The organism is Lysobacter sp. cf310, assembly GCF_900114355.1.
In the GTDB taxonomy this organism is placed as follows: Bacteria; Pseudomonadota; Gammaproteobacteria; order Xanthomonadales; family Xanthomonadaceae; genus Lysobacter.
Window position 1 is genome coordinate 240,736 of the sequence record NZ_FOSS01000002.1, and the last position, 14,394, is coordinate 255,129.

Genomic DNA, 14,394 nt, shown 5'->3' on the forward strand with positions numbered 1-14,394 from the left:
GACCGCGCCCGTCAGTGGTGGAAGGCCTCGAACTTCACCGTCACGGGCTCGCCCGAGGCGGCGCCCACCAGCACCAGGTAGTACTTGCCCGGGCGTATCGGCCCCGAGTACAGGTCCGAGCAGATCGCCAAGGCCTTGGACAAGGCGCGGCCGTCGGCATCGAACAACTGATAGCCCGGCGATTTGCCGTCGTAAGGGTCGCCGATGCAGCTCATCTGATGCGACAGCACGAACAGGTCGCCGACATCGGGCTTGCCGATATCGATCAGGTAGGTCGTGTGCTGTCCGGCCGCGACCGCGACGCTGCGGGTGTTGCCGTTGGCCAGCGCCTCGGCGCCCTCCACCTCCGGTGTCCATTGCGCTTCGAAGAACACCGTTGGGCCGGTCTTGCGCGCCGGCGTGGTCGCCGGCTTGGTCATCCGGCCCAGGGCCTGCGACCCCAACTGATGCGAACGCAGGAAACCGCGCTCGCCGGTGACCGCCAGATCGAAGGCGCAGGCGTCCAGCAGTAGCGCGGCCACCCCGGCGGCGGCGCAGGCCTCGCGTGCCTGCGCCAGCGCGGCGGCCGTGGGCGCGGCCGGCGTGCGCGGGAAGTCGCGCAGCTCGTAGCTGGCCGCGTTGCGCCCGGGTGCGTAGTCGAACAGCGACTCGTCGGCCCGGATGCGCCAGCTCTGCACGAAGCCGTCGATGCCGGCCGCGTCGGGCTGCGCGAGCGCGTCGCCGGAACGCGACACGAAATCGTGGCGCGGCTCGTCGTCGACGCGCCCGATCAGGCCCGCGTCGCCGGCCGTATCGACGCCAGCCATCAGCCGGTAGTCGACGTCCAGCCAACTGCCGTGATGGACCACGCGCAGGCTGCTGCCGTCGGCCCACATCACCGCGACCACCTCCGGCTGGGCCGGCGCACCCCACACGCCCAGCGCGTGTCCGTCGCCCAGATCGTGCTGGACGAACGCGCCCTGCCACTGCAGCGGTCGGCCGTCCACGCGCACGCCGTCGGCATAGACCCCGACGCGGCGCGCGCCGATCCGCATCGCCACTGCGGTGACCGCGGCCACCGAGTCGCTGCCGTGCCAGGGCTCCTGGCGCACCTGGATCTGGGCGTCGCGCGTGCTGCGCAACAACCAGAACTCGCCCGCGCGCTGGGTGCTGAACACCGCGCCGCTGGGCGCGATGTAGTGCGGTTCGCCGAGCACGCCGCGGCGGCGCTTGGTCGCATGCGCATCGGGCGTGGCGGTGGAGGCCGGCACGGTCGGCGGCGTGGGAGGCGCCGCGGCGGTCGGCTTGCGGCATTCGTCGATCGCGTTGTTGCGCGTCGGCGCGGGCGTCGGGCTGCCGTTGGCCGCGGGCCGCAGGCAGACTTGGTCGTACAGCGCCACCCGTTCCAGCAGCGCGTCCTGCTGCCGCTTCAGGGCCTCGCGCCGGGCCGGATCGTCGGCGCCGTCGCGCTCCCCGCACCAGGCCGCGATCGCCTGCTGGTTCTGCGCCAGCTCGCGCTCGGTGGTGTCGCGACGCTCGGCGATGCCGCGCAAGGCCTCGTCGATGTTGTCGCGGGTTTCCTGCTTGTACTTGTCCGGGTCGGCACGCATTCGCGACGACCAGCCGGTCGCGCCCAGGTGTTGCAGGAACTCGTCGATGCCCGGCGTGCCCGACTGGGCCATGGCCTTGAGTTTCTCGGTATAGGAAGGGCGGAATGCCAGGTACTCGTTGGCGGCATCTTTCAGGCTGGGATAAGAGGGAAAGCACACCGTGACCATCTGCATCGATTGACCGTTCTCGATCCAGCACGGCGTGGCCACGGGCGATGCCAGGGCCTCCTTTTTGGACCCCGCCAAGGGCTTGGACTGGTTGCTGGCCTTGCAGTTGACGACGGTGGACTGCGCGCAGCCCTTCTTCGCGTCGTGCTGCACGTTCCACAGGTTGTAGCTCGGCTTGATCGTGTGATTGCCGGCCTGATCGACCTTGCCGCCCAGGCCTTCCGCGCGCGCCTGGCCGGCGATGTAGGCCCACAGCACCGGCCCCAGACCGCCCACGTTGTTGCGGACCAGCGGTTCGGTGACGTTCTGGGTGAAGCCTTCGTTGATCTTGCGCAGCTTGTCGCCGGCCGCACGCGGCGACGGACACTGCACCTGCGCATACGCAGGCACGCAGGCCAGCGCCAACGCGACCAGCAGCACTGCGCGCCAGGCGCCCGCGCTCACGGCGCCGCTCCGGCGTCGGCCACCGTCTCGCGCCCGTCGCGGCCGATGTAACGCGAGGGCGCGGACCGCGGGTGCCACCAGCGCTCGAGGCTGCCGTCGGGCCAGCGTTGCTCCAGCACCTCGTCGCCGTCGCGGTACAGGGCCTTGCTCAGCGACACCGCGCCAGGATCGGGCTTCAACGCCACGCGCAGCGCGTCGCCTTGCGGCCAGCCCGGTGCCAAGGGCGCGCTGGCGCCGTCGGCGCCCGCGATGACCGACGTCGATACCGAAGCCGGCGAAGGCTCTGGCCGCGATGCGGACCCGCGCCAGAACCAGTAACCGAGCAGGCCCAGCAGCGCTATCAACAACAGCCAGAACGCCTTCTTCATGGTCACACTCCCTGTGATGGCAGGCCGACAGCCCGCGTCGCGCCGTTCACGGCGCCATCGATCATCAACGCGCCGCGCGCGACAATCAGGCCAGGCAGCGGACCATGCCTGCCGGGGCTACTTCGATCCCAACGCCAGGGCTGAGCCGGTGAACGGCACCGCCAGCTTGTAGCCGACCGGCACCGGCGCCGAGGTGGCGGCGGCGGTGCCGAACTGGGTCACGCCCGCGCCCAGGATCTGGGCCAGATCGTAGCGGCGCCCGCCGAATTCGAAGGAGCGGCTTTCCAGCAACCAGGCCGAAAACACGTTCGACGCCAACAACGGCGTCTGCGCCGGGCCGATGCCCTGCTCCACGGTGGTGCCCACGACCAGGCCGGTCCTGCGCAGCGTGGCGATGCGCTCGCCGAGAGCGAACGAGGCCGGATCGTCGAAACTGGCCGCCGGCTCGCGTTGCAGGTACACCGAGAACTCGCCGACCGGATCCAGCCCCAGGCTCAAGGCGCCGTTGACCACGCTGCCCGCTTCGAAGGGACGCGCGGCGAAAGTGAAGTGCGCGGTGGTGTCGCCTTGCGCGCCGTCGAACAGCGGCGCGTCGATGCCGGACAGATGCAGGAAGTAGCCGTAGTCGGCCAGGCGGTTATCGTTGTCCAGATAAAAGCGCCCGGTCGCGTACCAGGCCAGTTCGCCCGGCATCAGCCGTTGGGCGCGCACTTCAGCGCGGCGCGACGGCCGCGCGATACGGCGACGGCCGGCGCTGCGCGCGCCAGGATGACGGGGCGGGTTCATGCGATGACGACTCCGGTTCGGGCGCCACCGATGGTAAGCCTCAAGCTCGTCGCGATGCCACCCGGCGACCGCGCGGCGGCGACCGCGGGATTCGACGCCTCAGCGCCGCAGCGCGCGCCTGGCGAACACCACGCAGATCACGCCGAACAGCATGTGCGCGAGCACGCTCCAGGCGATCCAGTCCGGATGCTTCAGCGATGGCGTGGCGTTGACGCGCGACAGCGGCAGCACCACGAAATTCATCACCAGGTACAGGACCACGCCGTAGGGAAGGCCGTAGGCCCAGATGCGCGACACCAGGCCGGTGTAGCGGCGCGCGACCAGGGTGTAGATCAGCACGAACAGGGTCGCCATGAACAGGTGCAACACCGCGCCCAACCCAGCCGACTGCAGGCCGCCGTCGAAGCTGGCCGGCCCCAGCACGCCCACCGCGATGGTCTGGAACAGACGCACCATGCCGGCGGCATCCCAGCCGAACCACAGCGTGGCCGCGAAGCTCATGTCGCCCAGCGCCACCAGCAGGCCGCCCAGCAGGACCTGCGCCCAGGCAGGCGAGCGCGAGGCGTGATTGAGACTGGAAGGCATGCCGGAACTCCCCACGTTCGGATGGTGGCCGGATCATAGGGGCCGATCGGCGCGCGCGTATGTGCCGAAGGCAGGGGTTCGGGCGAGCGGCCACCGGCGCAAGCCCGTCAGGGCACTGGACGAACGCGTGCTCCGACGTGTCTCCACGCTCGCGTCTGCACGGCCATCAACCGGCGTAGCCTTAGCTCACCGTCTCGCCCCAGCGAAACGCCGTCACTTGGCGAAGCGGTCCCCTGAAGTCGCATCGCGCGGCGCTTCGTTCAAGGCGTAGACGCACTCGAAGAACGGCTTGACCTCTTCCCAGGCCCGCTCTTGCTTGTACGCCTTCAACAGCTGACGCCCCAAGTCCACGACATCGGGGTCGTCCTGCAAGTGGGCCTCCAGCGCGCCTCGGCTGTCGGCCTGCGCATGCAGGTCGTGATCCTGGCGGTTGTAAGCATGGAACTCGACAATCAGGCCTGGAGCGTCCATCTGGGCGCCGCCTATCGAGCACGCACGCGAGGGCACCGCGCTAGCCCGATCCACGTGCCCTTCCGCGAAGCTGTCCTGCAGCGTGTGCAGAATGCTGCCGAAGGCCATATCGCGGACGTGCTGACGCAAACCGGGACTGCCCAGCGTGTAAAGATCCTGCACGTACCAGTCCGTGCGTCCGAAACGACTGCGTATCGTTTCGTTGGGCACGTCCTTCAGGCGGGTTTCCAGCCGATACTCGCCGCGCATCACGCGCCAGTTGAATTCGGCCCAATCGATCATCAGTCCGCGGGTTTGCGCGGCCGACACACCGTCCGCAGCGGCCATGGCGTGCAGGAACTGCAGGTCGCCGAAATGCGTGCGGTACAGCATCGCCGAGCGCGACTGGGCGTCGAACACGGCCCCGGTTGCGGCGCGGTCGTTGGCGTCGTCGAAAAGCTGGTACCAGCAATAGGGCTGGGTTTGGAAACGGATGGTCTGAGTCACCTTGCAATTGGTGCCCTTGCCTTCGCCGCTGCTGATGCGGAAAGGCGGGTCGTCGTTCCAGCGCACTCCCGCCAGCACCCCGGCGGGGGCGCGCGTGCTGTCCAGGCCGTCGCAGATATTCCCGTCGCAGCCGTAGATGCGGTTGGTGATTTCCTCATGCACCGGCTCGCCGAACGCCTTGAGTCCGAAGCTCGCGGCACTGCGCTCCAGGCTGGATATCCAACTGCCCTGCACGCCGCTGAGGCGGCGCTCTTCCGAGGTTCCGGTGGGCGAGAGCTTGTGCGCTCCCACCGTCGGGCTCGCTGCGGCTACGACCAGGAACACGAGAGCGGACGCCCTCGCGCGTGCGTTACGGCCCATACTTTCCCCCTGTGTTCGCGGTGCCATGCGGCCGATGCGGCGCGAGCTCGCGCGTGCACGGACGGCGCCGCCTTCCCATGCTTGGATGGACAGCGTGTTCAGATTATCACCGCGCATGCGCGCGGCCTTGTTGCGGCGCGGAAAGACGCGCGGGCCGGCAACGCCTCAGCGCAGCTGGCTGTCCTTGCTGCCGCGTCGGTTGTAGCCACCGACGCCGCCCTGCTCGCGGTCGCGCGCTTCCTGGCAGCTCACGCACAGACGCACGCCCGGGATCGCCTTGCGGCGCGCTTCGGGGATGGGCGTGTCGCATTCCTCGCAGCGCTCCAGACCGGGGCCCTGCGGAAGTTGGTCGCGGGCGCGCTTGATCGCGTCCTTGATGGTGGCGTCGATCTGGTCCTGCACGGCGCCGTCGCCTGCCCAGCCGGTTGCCATGGCCGCCTCCGGGTACGGTGGAAGGGGGAACCAGCATAGCCGAGCGTAGCTGAGCGCCGCACCACTCTGGACCCCGCTCCCGGGGGCGGGCGCGACTGCGCAAGCGGACCTGGGTCTCCTCTTACGATACGCCGGCGTGTGTCGACAGCGTGCCTGCGCTACCATCGGGCGATGCTCATGCCGGCGATGGACCGCGGCGACGGTCTCCAGGGGAGGAGGGAAATGGGTCCAATACCAGGCCAGGGCGCAGCGCCCCGCTCGCGCGGATGCACCTGCGCCCCAGGCCGTCACGACGGTCCCGATCCGGACCGCGCCGCCCGCCGCCGCACTCCGATGCCGCCCCCTCGTCCGCGTCTGGCCGCCCTGGTCCGCGCGCTCGCGCTTTCCGTCCTATTCGTAACAGGATGCCAACCCGCCATGTCCACCCAACCTGCCTACGTCGCGCCCAACAAGACCGACGCCAGCCGGCCGTTGACCTTCGCCCAGCACGATTTCGGCGCCGCGGCCTACGACACCTTCGGCTGCAGCGTGCTCTACAACGGCGAGTACGCCCTGCGCGACTCCGATGAGACCAAGACGCCGTCCTCGGCCTCGCTGGGCAGCGACTACCGCAAGCACATCGCCGCGCCCTGGGCGGCGATCCGCAACTTCCCCGGGCCGGCGCAGTTGAACTGGCGGTCCAAGGACGGCAGCGCCCATGAGGCCACCATCGACATCCCCGGCCTGTTCGAGGACCGCGTGATCCGCCACAACGTGCCCAGCGCCGAGCTCGCCGGCGCCGGCGTGATCGCCGAGGACCCGGAGATCCTGATCGAGATCAACGACCGCACCGTCAACGTCTACATGCGCGCCATGGTCCATACCCGCGAGCTGCAGATCCCCGGCAACAAACACAGCGACTTCCGCAACGATCCGGTCCTGGTGTTCAGCCATACGTACTAAAGGAGTAGTGCGATGACGGACGACAAGAAGAAGAAAGGCCCGGACGGGGTCAGCACCTACCCCGCCGACGCGCACGACCTGGCCAGCTACGAGCAGGCCAGCGAGGCGCTGTCGCGCTTGTCCACGCCGGTGCTGCTGCACAGCTCGAACCCGCACGAGCGGCTGTTCATCGCCGCCTTCGACGGCACCGGCAACAGCATGCTCAAGGACGCGCCGAGCAACCACACCAACATCGCCGACGTGGTGCGCCAGACCGCGGCGGCCAACAGCCGCGGCATGTCCAACATCCGCGTCGACTATATGGAAGGTCCGGGTACCCAGGACGGCGCGATCAAGAGCGGCCTGGACAGCATGACCGGCGGCACCTACGACGACCGCGTCGAAGAGATGTACGTGCGCCTCACCACCCAGAGCAAGAAGTGGCTGGCGGAGGATCCCGACGCGCAAATCCGCGTGGTCAGCGTCGGCTTCAGCCGCGGCGCCGAACAGGCGGCGGGCTTCACCCGCCTGGTCGACGAGCGCGGCATCGGCGATCCGAAGGAGCGCGTGGAGGATCGCAACCTGTTCGGCAAGCTCAAGGGCGTGCACTACAGCGGCGAGCCGCTGGTGCCCCCGCACGAAGTGCCGCAGGCCGTGGCCCTGTTCGACCCGGTCGGCACCGGCGAGCCGCGCAAGCACGACCGTCGCCAGCCGCCGTCGGTGCTGTCGGGCTTCCAGATCACCGCCGAGGACGAACGCCGCAACCTGTTCAAGTCCACCAGCATTCTGGACCCGGGCGTGAGCGACAACGGCCGCTTCCTCAACGTCACCGTCGGCGGCGCCCACAGCGACATCGGCGGCAGCTACGCGCTCAACGGCCTGTCGGTGCGCAGCGGCAACCTGATGGTGGATTACCTCAACTCGCTCAGCGACCAGCCCTTCCTGGCCAAGCGCCCGCTGCCCACGGCGCCGGAGATGAACGTCGTTCATCGCTCCGAAGAGCACCAGTGGTTCTACCGCACCTCGGATTTCGACAAGGACGGTCAGCGCGACCGCATGACCCAGCTGACCCCGAACAAGCGCGTGGCCGACCAGCACAACAACGAGCCGCGCAACGAAGCCATGAACGAACGCTTCCCGCAGCGTCCGGTCGCGATCGGGCCGGTGCCGCCGGAACGGCCCTCGCCCGAGCCGCGCCTCACCGCCGAGCCCGCGCCGATCGCCGCCGCGGACACCCGCGCGTTGTTCCAGCGCCTGGGCCAGGCCGCGGTGAACGGCGACGTCGACGGCGCGCGCGCGGTCGGCGGCAGCTTCCTCGCTTCCGAGCAGGGCCAAAGCCTGCAACGCCGCGGCGGCGAGCAGGCCCAGGCCGCGGCCGCACCGCCCGAACGCCAGCAGGACAAGCCGGCCGATCCGACAACGCCCACGCCGCCCACGTTGCCGCCGACCGGCCACGACGGCCCCGAACGCCGCATGACGCCGCGGCTCTGACAGCAGGACGAGAAAGCGCACGATGGAGAAACAGGATCTGGAGTTGTTCGCCGTCCAGTTGATGGGCGTCGCCAAGATGTTCGAGGTGGTCTGCGACAAGGCCACCGAACGCTTCACCCAAAGCGCGACCGAACTCAAGCGCACCGCCGACATCTGGGAGACCAACGCTCAACTGTTGACTCGCGACCTGGTCGCCAGCGTCGGCGAGCAGACCCGCGGCGCCATCGAACAGGGCGTGGGCTCGGCCTCGGCGCAGTACGGCCAGCAGTTGCAGAACACCGCCGCGGCGCTGCGCGAGGTGTCGCGCAACGCCGAGAAGACCCTGCAGCAGATGGACGAGCAGCGCCAGGCGCTCAAGCGCGAGCAGAAGTCGCTGATCTGGACCGGCCTGATCGGCCTGGGCCTGGGCGCCCTGCTCGCCGCCAGCGGTGCCGGCTATCTGATCTGGCAGAGCGGCCGTGAGGTCAAACGCGCCGAGTTCGCCAGCGACATCCTGCGCGCGACCAAATCCGGCGCGCTGAGCCGTTGCGGCCAGGCGCTGTGCGCGCGCGTGGACGCCAACGCCAAACGCTACGGCCCGAAGGGCGAGTACCTGCTGCTGGAGCAGTAAGCCCGCCCCAGGGCGGCGCCAGACGACCGCCCTGCCCCCGCGCACGACTCAGTCGTGGGTCTCGCCCGACAACGGCGTCGCCCGCATCGACGGCCGCGTCTCGAACGCATCGAACCAGGCGCTCAAACGCGGGCGCCCGGCGCGGAAGTCCGGCAAGGCGCGAAACTCCAGCCAACTCAGCACCGTCGCCAGCGCGATGTGACCGACGTGAAGGGCGCCGTCGGTATCGAGCTCGCTTTCCAGCCAGTCGTAGCTGGCGACCAGCTTCTCGGTATAGCCTTCGCGCAGGGCCGGATAGCGCAACGCCTCCGGCCGCCGCACCGTTTCCCAACGCACCTTGATGCCGGCATCGCCCAGGCCCTGCGCGATCGCCTGCACGCGCAGCGCCTGCCAGCGCGCCTCGCCCTGGTCCGGGATCAGGCGTGGACCGGCGTGCACCGTGTCCAGATAAGCGCAGATCACGTCGGAGTCGAACAAGGCCGGCAGACCGGGGCGCAACAACACCGGCACCTTGCCCAAGGGGTTTTCCGCGTAGACCTCCTCGTTGCGCAAGGTCGGGCTGGTTTCGTGGTGCACGACCTCGATGCGATCGGCGATGCCGGCCTCGTGGGCGAACACCAGCGCCTTGCGCGCGTACGGGGAGTGGGTTTGGTAGAGCAGCTTCATCACAGGACTCCGGAAGTCAGGGGGAGCATCCGAGCGCGCTCGGCGGACGCCGCATCGCCGACCGGGGCCAGGCGCGCATCGTGCAACAGCCGCGCGACCACGGCGGTGATGCGTTGCGCGGTCGGAAGATGCAGAAACTCGTTGGGGCCGTGCGCGTTCGATTGCGGGCCGAGCACGCCGGTCACCACGAACTGCGCGGAGGGAAAGCGCTGGCCCAGCATCGCCAGGAATGGGATGCCGCCACCGCCGCCGATCAGGGCCAGGCCGGCGCCGAAGTGGGCCTGCGACGCACGCTCCAGACTCGCCTCCAGCCAGTCCGCGGTCTCCGGCGCATGCCAGCCCTGCGACACCATGTCGATGCGGAAGGCGACCTCGCTGCCGTAGGGCGGCTCCGACTCCAGCAGCGTCTGCAGCCGCACCGCGGCGTTGTGCGCATCCAGCGTCGGCGGCAAGCGCAGGCTGAGTTTCAGCGTGGTCGCCGGCTGCATGACCGCTGCCGCGTCCGCCACCGCGGGCAGACCGTCCACGCCGGTGATCGCCAGTTGCGGCCGCCATGCGCGATTGAGCAGGACTTCGGCGGAGTCGGTATGTACGGGGCGCATCCCCGGCAACAGCGGCAGCTGCGCGTGCAGGCCGTCGCCCAGCGCACTCGCGGCGATGTGCGCCTGCGCGCGGCGCGAGGGTGGAATCGCGGCATGGAACTCACCGACGATCTCGCCGCTGTCGGGATCCTCCAGACGCGACAGCAGCATGCGCGCGATCCGGAACGACGACGCCACCACACCCGAGGCATCGCCCGAATGCACGCCCTCCTCCAGCACGCGCACGCTCAGCGCGCCGGCAACCTGGCCGCGCAGGGACGTGGTCAGCCACAGCTGCTCGTAGTTGCCGCAACCGGCGTCCAGGGCGATCACCACGGCGGGCGCCCCCATGCGCGGCGCCAGGTGTTCGACGTAGTGAGGCAGATCGCCGCTGCCGGATTCTTCGCAGGCCTCGATCAGGACCGTGCAGGCCGCATGCGCCAGTCCCTGATCGCGTAAGGCCTGGATCGCCAGGATCGCGGCGAAGATCGCGTAACCGTCGTCGGCGCCGCCGCGACCGTACAGCCGTTCGCCTTCCAGCGACGGCGTCCAGGCCTCGCGCCCCTGGGTCCAGCCCGACATCGGCGGCTGCTTGTCCAGATGCCCGTAGATCAGCACCGGCGCCGCGCCTTCGCCTGGAATCTCGATGTAGATCACCGGCGTGCGTCCCGGCAGCGTCACTACCTCCACGCGCGCGCCGGGTACGTCCGCCAGGCGCGCGCGCGCCCAGTCGGTCATCAGCGTCACCGCGCGCTGCATGTGGCCGCGCTCGGCCCAGTCCGGCTCGAACGCGGGCGACTGGCAGGGAATGGCGATGTAGTCGGTCAGCACCGGCAGCAGGTCGTCCTGCCAGCGGCGCTCGATGAAACGGTGCAATGCGGAGAAATCCATGGCCCGGGTCTGTGTTTTGGAGCTAGCATCCTAGGAGCGCAACCTGGCGGTTTGGCCGCAAACCGATGGCGTCCAGCGCTTTTTTTCCGCGTTGTCGGCAAGCTCCGGAGCTCCGCATGTCCCTAGACCGATTCGATCGCCAACTCCTGAACCTGGTCCAGGAGGACGCCGGCCAGACCGCCGAGCGCCTGGCCGAACAAGTGTTCCTGTCGCCGTCGGCGGTGCAGCGCCGGCTGCGTCGCCTGCGCGAGCAAGGCGTGATCGTGCGCGACGCGGCGGTGGTCGATCCCAGGAAAGTCGGACGCCCGACGTTCTTCGTGGTCTCGCTGCAGGTCGAGCGCGAGCGTCCCGAATTGCTGGCCCAGTTGCGGCAATGGCTGGCAGCGCAGGAACACGTGCAGCAGGCCTTCTACGTCACCGGCGAAGCCGACTTCGTCCTGATCATCACCGCGCCCGATACCGAAACCTACGACGCGCTGATGGCGCGCCTGGTCGGCGACAACCCCAACGTGAAGCGCTTCACCACCAATGTCGCCCTGGGCGTGGTCAAGCGCGGGCTGACCATACCGATACCCTTGGACGAAGACGAATGAAGCCCCGGCGCGGCGCCGGATTTTCGCGTACTCGCAGGCCTACGCGCGTTTTTCCCGCATCCGCGCCCCCACAACGCGGCCAGGCCGCAGGCGCGACGCGCACACTGCAGTCATGAATGCCGACACCGCTGCCGCCCACTGGAACATCGCCGAACTCTGGGACGACTATCGCCCCACCCCGCTGATCGCCTTGCCCGCCCTCGCCCGTCGCACCGGCGTCGCCCAGGTGCTGGTGAAGTGCGAAGGCGAACGTCCGCTGGGCAACTTCAAGGCCTTGGGCGGCATGTACGCCGGCCTGCGCGCGCTCGCGCGCGCGATTGGCGCCGCATCGCTGCAAGAGCTCGAGACGCGCAGGCGCGCGGTCCGCGCCTATCGCCTGATCTGCGCCAGCGACGGCAATCACGGCCTGGCCGTGGCCGCCGCGGCCGCGCGCGCGGGCGCCGGCGCCACGGTCTATCTGCCTGCCGACGTAGACGCCAGCCGCGCCCGCCGCATCGCCCGCCTGGGCGCCGAGGTGGTGCGCGTCTACGGCACTTACGACGACGCCGTCGATGCGGCCCAGGTCGCGGCCGCGCGCGGCGACGGCTTGCTGATCGCCGACACCAGCGAAGATCCCGACGACCCGGTCGTGCGCGATGTGATGGCCGGTTACGGCCTGCTGGTCGACGAGCTGCGCGCGCAGTTGCACGAGCACGGCGATGGCCGCATCAGTCACGCCTTCGTCCAGGCCGGCGTCGGCGGCCTGGCCGCGGCGATGGCGCAAGGGCTGCACGACCGTCTCGCGCAGCCCGCGGGCCTGGTCGTGGTGGAACCCGAGGCGGCCGCCTGCGTGGCGCATGCGCTGTCGCAAGGCGCGCCGTCGCGCATCCCCGGCGACCTGCGCACCAGCGCCGAAATGCTCTCCTGCGGCCTGGCGTCGGCGCCCGCCCTGCGCGTGCTGCGAGGCCACGGTGCGGCCGCCATCGCCGTCGACGAGTCGGCCTTGGTCAACGCGATCGCGTGCCTGCATGAACATGGCGGCCCGCGCACCAGTTCTTCCGGCGCCGCCGGCCTGGCCGGGTTGCTGCAAGCCACGGTCGACGACCGCACCCGCAGCGCGCACGGCCTGTCCGCCGCAAGCACGATCCTGCTGATCGCCACCGAACAACCGCGGGACTGAAGGTCGGCGGCGCTTACTTCGGCGCGAGCTCGAGACGCCGCGCACAGATCGTGCCTCCGATTCGGATCGCTTCTGTCGGCCGCGCGGCGCACGCAGCCCGTGGCCGGCGAATTGGCCCTCTCCGCCGCAGGGTAATTGGCACTCCAAGTCGGCCGGCAGCCGGCCTAAGGTCCGCCCTGTCCACCACAAGGAGGTACCCACGATGAAGACCCGCACGTTCCGCACCGGCCCGCTGTCGACCCTCGCCGCCGCCACGCTGATCACCCTGTGCTCATCCGCCAGCGCGGTCGCCGGCGATGCCCAGCACGTCGGCATGGACTGGAAGGACAACATCATCACCCGCATCTGCGCCCGCCAGTTCGAAGTCGCCCAGCGCATGGACATGGAATCCTTCCGCGACTACGACGCCGAAACCTTCCGCGCCGTGCACGACGAGCGCGCGATCACGGTGTTCGGCAGCGGCACCACCCTGATCGGCATCGACGCGATCATGAACGCCTTCACCGGCCACTTCGGCAACCGCGAAGCCCGCTGGAGCTGGACCGAACGCTATCGCGTGGTCGACGGCTGCAGCTCCGCCTTCATCCTGTACGAAACCGTGTACGAGATCCCGCGCATCGGCTTCCGCTCGCGCGCGCTCACCGGCGTCACCTATACCTACGATCGCGGCAAGTGGCTGGCGATCGCCGATCAGGGCACGCCGCTGCCGTAAGCGCTCCTCGCAGTAAGGCTCGCAGCAAGGGTGGCGGCGAGGCCGCCCTTGCTGCGTAGCCGTTTCCTCGTGCGGCCCTGGCGAACACCCTGGCCGCCGACGAGTGCGACATCAGCGCAGAGCGCTCTCCGAGGCCATGTAACCGCCGACGCGATCGGCCCACGGCACATCCGCACCCATCGGCGGCGCCGTGCTGACCATGGTCAGCGACGCGTCCACATAATCCGCGAAGGTGCCGGCCCATTGCTGCGGGCTCTGCGTCAGGGCGTGGCTCAACACCGTGGTCAGATTGACGATGGAATGGCGCGACAGCACATGCGGGTACCACTCGCCCTGCACGTAGAACGCGGTACGGAAGCCGCTGCCGACCGCTGCATAACCGACATCCGACGGCGGCAGCGAGGGCACGTAGTCCCAATAGTTGTAGACGCGGATGCTGCCGCTGGCCGGGATCATGCCGTTGTAAGCGGCCTGCCAGCTGTCGACTCCGACCATCGGGCTGGAGAAGTTGATGTTGGTCGATGCGATCGGCTGACTGATCGCCAGGTCCAGGCTGAACAATTGGCTCAATGCCGCGCCCAAGCTGTGCCCGGTGACGTAGAGCTGCTGGGGCTGGTACTGGTCGATCAGCGAGAACAGCTGCTCGCGCATCGACTGGCTCATGCCGTCGCCCCTGCCGTCGTAGATGCCGTAAAACCCCGAGGCCACACGCGGCGCGGGAATGATGCCGCCGCGGCTGGGCACGAAGTCCTCGGTCAGGAAATGCACGTCCTCGTACGCATCCATGTCCGAGTCGGTGCCGCGGAACGCGAAGATGAAAGTCCCGGGGTCCAGGATGGACTGGAACACCAGGCCGTACTTCTCCTCCGAACCGGTGAACAGGAACGCGTCCCAGCCGGTCCAGGCATCGATCTGATCGTAGCCCTGCGGCGAGGTGAACGGCGTGCCGCTGTAGTAGTCGTAAGCGGCCTTGGAGGCGATGGCCAGCGCGATCGTGAGGCTGTCGTCGAGCGTGGGCTGGGTCGGGGTACTGAGGCTCTGGTTCACGGCATCCGTCCTTGTGATGGGGTAGTGGCGAAAA

The 14,394-nt window shown here is 69.3% G+C and carries 15 protein-coding genes; 6 read left to right on the plus strand and 9 right to left on the minus strand.

What is annotated here, in order from left to right; genetic code table 11:
* Nucleotides 1–11 precede the first annotated feature (11 nt).
* The 6 genes from BMZ45_RS07775 to BMZ45_RS07800 form a co-directional block, all read right to left on the minus strand.
* On the minus strand, nt 12–2,201 hold the full coding sequence (locus tag BMZ45_RS07775; protein WP_091634705.1) for a hypothetical protein: 2,190 nt from the start codon (nt 2,199–2,201) through the stop codon (nt 12–14).
* A complete protein-coding gene (locus tag BMZ45_RS07780; RefSeq protein ID WP_091634708.1) occupies nt 2,198–2,569 on the minus strand; it encodes a hypothetical protein in 372 nt (123 codons plus the stop codon). Before BMZ45_RS07780 ends, BMZ45_RS07775 begins: the two co-directional genes overlap by 4 nt.
* Nucleotides 2,570–2,686: 117 nt before the next feature.
* Nucleotides 2,687–3,355 (minus strand): hypothetical protein, encoded by a 669-nt coding sequence (locus BMZ45_RS07785; RefSeq protein WP_091634711.1) that lies wholly within the window; start codon nt 3,353–3,355, stop codon nt 2,687–2,689.
* A gap of 99 nt (nt 3,356–3,454) precedes the next feature.
* Nucleotides 3,455–3,940, minus strand: coding sequence for a hypothetical protein (locus tag BMZ45_RS07790; RefSeq protein ID WP_091634714.1), 486 nt, complete (start codon nt 3,938–3,940; stop codon nt 3,455–3,457).
* Between the two features lie 213 nt (nt 3,941–4,153).
* The gene (locus BMZ45_RS07795; RefSeq protein WP_139215435.1) at nt 4,154–5,221 is read right to left on the minus strand and encodes a hypothetical protein; all 1,068 of its coding nucleotides are present in this window, start codon (nt 5,219–5,221) and stop codon (nt 4,154–4,156) included.
* A 201-nt stretch (nt 5,222–5,422) separates the two neighbouring features.
* Nucleotides 5,423–5,689, minus strand: a complete 267-nt coding sequence (locus BMZ45_RS07800; protein ID WP_091634720.1) for a DksA/TraR family C4-type zinc finger protein — start codon at nt 5,687–5,689, stop codon at nt 5,423–5,425.
* 417 nt (nt 5,690–6,106) lie between these two features.
* Between BMZ45_RS07800 and BMZ45_RS07805 the strand changes: the two genes are divergently transcribed.
* From BMZ45_RS07805 to BMZ45_RS07815, 3 genes are read left to right on the plus strand one after another with little or no spacing between them, the layout of a single operon-like run.
* On the plus strand, nt 6,107–6,631 hold the full coding sequence (locus BMZ45_RS07805; protein WP_091634722.1) for a hypothetical protein: 525 nt from the start codon (nt 6,107–6,109) through the stop codon (nt 6,629–6,631).
* A gap of 12 nt (nt 6,632–6,643) precedes the next feature.
* Nucleotides 6,644–8,101, plus strand: a complete 1,458-nt coding sequence (locus tag BMZ45_RS07810) for a T6SS phospholipase effector Tle1-like catalytic domain-containing protein (protein ID WP_091634725.1) — start codon at nt 6,644–6,646, stop codon at nt 8,099–8,101.
* A gap of 22 nt (nt 8,102–8,123) precedes the next feature.
* Nucleotides 8,124–8,711 (plus strand): hypothetical protein, encoded by a 588-nt coding sequence (locus BMZ45_RS07815; RefSeq protein ID WP_091634727.1) that lies wholly within the window; start codon nt 8,124–8,126, stop codon nt 8,709–8,711.
* A 48-nt stretch (nt 8,712–8,759) separates the two neighbouring features.
* Here the strand turns inward: BMZ45_RS07815 and BMZ45_RS07820 are convergent, their stop codons facing one another.
* Entirely contained in the window at nt 8,760–9,377 is a 618-nt protein-coding gene (locus BMZ45_RS07820; RefSeq protein WP_091634730.1) for a glutathione S-transferase family protein, read from the minus strand.
* Entirely contained in the window at nt 9,377–10,849 is a 1,473-nt protein-coding gene (locus tag BMZ45_RS07825) for a M20/M25/M40 family metallo-hydrolase (RefSeq protein WP_091634733.1), read from the minus strand. Before BMZ45_RS07825 ends, BMZ45_RS07820 begins: the two co-directional genes overlap by 1 nt.
* A gap of 116 nt (nt 10,850–10,965) precedes the next feature.
* Between BMZ45_RS07825 and BMZ45_RS07830 the strand changes: the two genes are divergently transcribed.
* The 3 genes from BMZ45_RS07830 (at nt 10,966) to BMZ45_RS07840 (ending at nt 13,313) form a co-directional block, all read left to right on the plus strand.
* Entirely contained in the window at nt 10,966–11,442 is a 477-nt protein-coding gene (locus tag BMZ45_RS07830) for an Lrp/AsnC family transcriptional regulator (protein WP_091634736.1), read from the plus strand.
* Between the two features lie 112 nt (nt 11,443–11,554).
* Entirely contained in the window at nt 11,555–12,601 is a 1,047-nt protein-coding gene (locus BMZ45_RS07835; RefSeq protein WP_091634739.1) for a pyridoxal-phosphate dependent enzyme, read from the plus strand.
* A gap of 202 nt (nt 12,602–12,803) precedes the next feature.
* Nucleotides 12,804–13,313 (plus strand): hypothetical protein, encoded by a 510-nt coding sequence (locus BMZ45_RS07840; RefSeq protein ID WP_091634741.1) that lies wholly within the window; start codon nt 12,804–12,806, stop codon nt 13,311–13,313.
* Nucleotides 13,314–13,424: 111 nt separating this feature from the next.
* Here the strand turns inward: BMZ45_RS07840 and BMZ45_RS07845 are convergent, their stop codons facing one another.
* Nucleotides 13,425–14,360, minus strand: a complete 936-nt coding sequence (locus BMZ45_RS07845) for a lipase family protein (protein ID WP_091634744.1) — start codon at nt 14,358–14,360, stop codon at nt 13,425–13,427.
* Nucleotides 14,361–14,394 lie beyond the last annotated feature (34 nt).

Excerpts from the sequence above, each read along its gene's own strand:
- BMZ45_RS07805 (WP_091634722.1), top strand. The coding sequence starts at position 6,107 with ATGTCCACCCAACCTGCCTACGTCGCGCCCAACAAGACCGACGCCAGC.
- BMZ45_RS07790 (WP_091634714.1), bottom strand. The coding sequence starts at position 3,940 with ATGCCTTCCAGTCTCAATCACGCCTCGCGCTCGCCTGCCTGGGCGCAG.
- BMZ45_RS07835 (WP_091634739.1), top strand. The coding sequence starts at position 11,555 with ATGAATGCCGACACCGCTGCCGCCCACTGGAACATCGCCGAACTCTGG.
- BMZ45_RS07825 (WP_091634733.1), bottom strand. The coding sequence starts at position 10,849 with ATGGATTTCTCCGCATTGCACCGTTTCATCGAGCGCCGCTGGCAGGAC.
- BMZ45_RS07785 (WP_091634711.1), bottom strand. The coding sequence starts at position 3,355 with ATGAACCCGCCCCGTCATCCTGGCGCGCGCAGCGCCGGCCGTCGCCGT.
- BMZ45_RS07780 (WP_091634708.1), bottom strand. The coding sequence starts at position 2,569 with ATGAAGAAGGCGTTCTGGCTGTTGTTGATAGCGCTGCTGGGCCTGCTC.
- BMZ45_RS07830 (WP_091634736.1), top strand. The coding sequence starts at position 10,966 with ATGTCCCTAGACCGATTCGATCGCCAACTCCTGAACCTGGTCCAGGAG.
- BMZ45_RS07810 (WP_091634725.1), top strand. The coding sequence starts at position 6,644 with ATGACGGACGACAAGAAGAAGAAAGGCCCGGACGGGGTCAGCACCTAC.
- BMZ45_RS07800 (WP_091634720.1), bottom strand. The coding sequence starts at position 5,689 with ATGGCAACCGGCTGGGCAGGCGACGGCGCCGTGCAGGACCAGATCGAC.
- BMZ45_RS07815 (WP_091634727.1), top strand. The coding sequence starts at position 8,124 with ATGGAGAAACAGGATCTGGAGTTGTTCGCCGTCCAGTTGATGGGCGTC.
- BMZ45_RS07840 (WP_091634741.1), top strand. The coding sequence starts at position 12,804 with ATGAAGACCCGCACGTTCCGCACCGGCCCGCTGTCGACCCTCGCCGCC.
- BMZ45_RS07820 (WP_091634730.1), bottom strand. The coding sequence starts at position 9,377 with ATGAAGCTGCTCTACCAAACCCACTCCCCGTACGCGCGCAAGGCGCTG.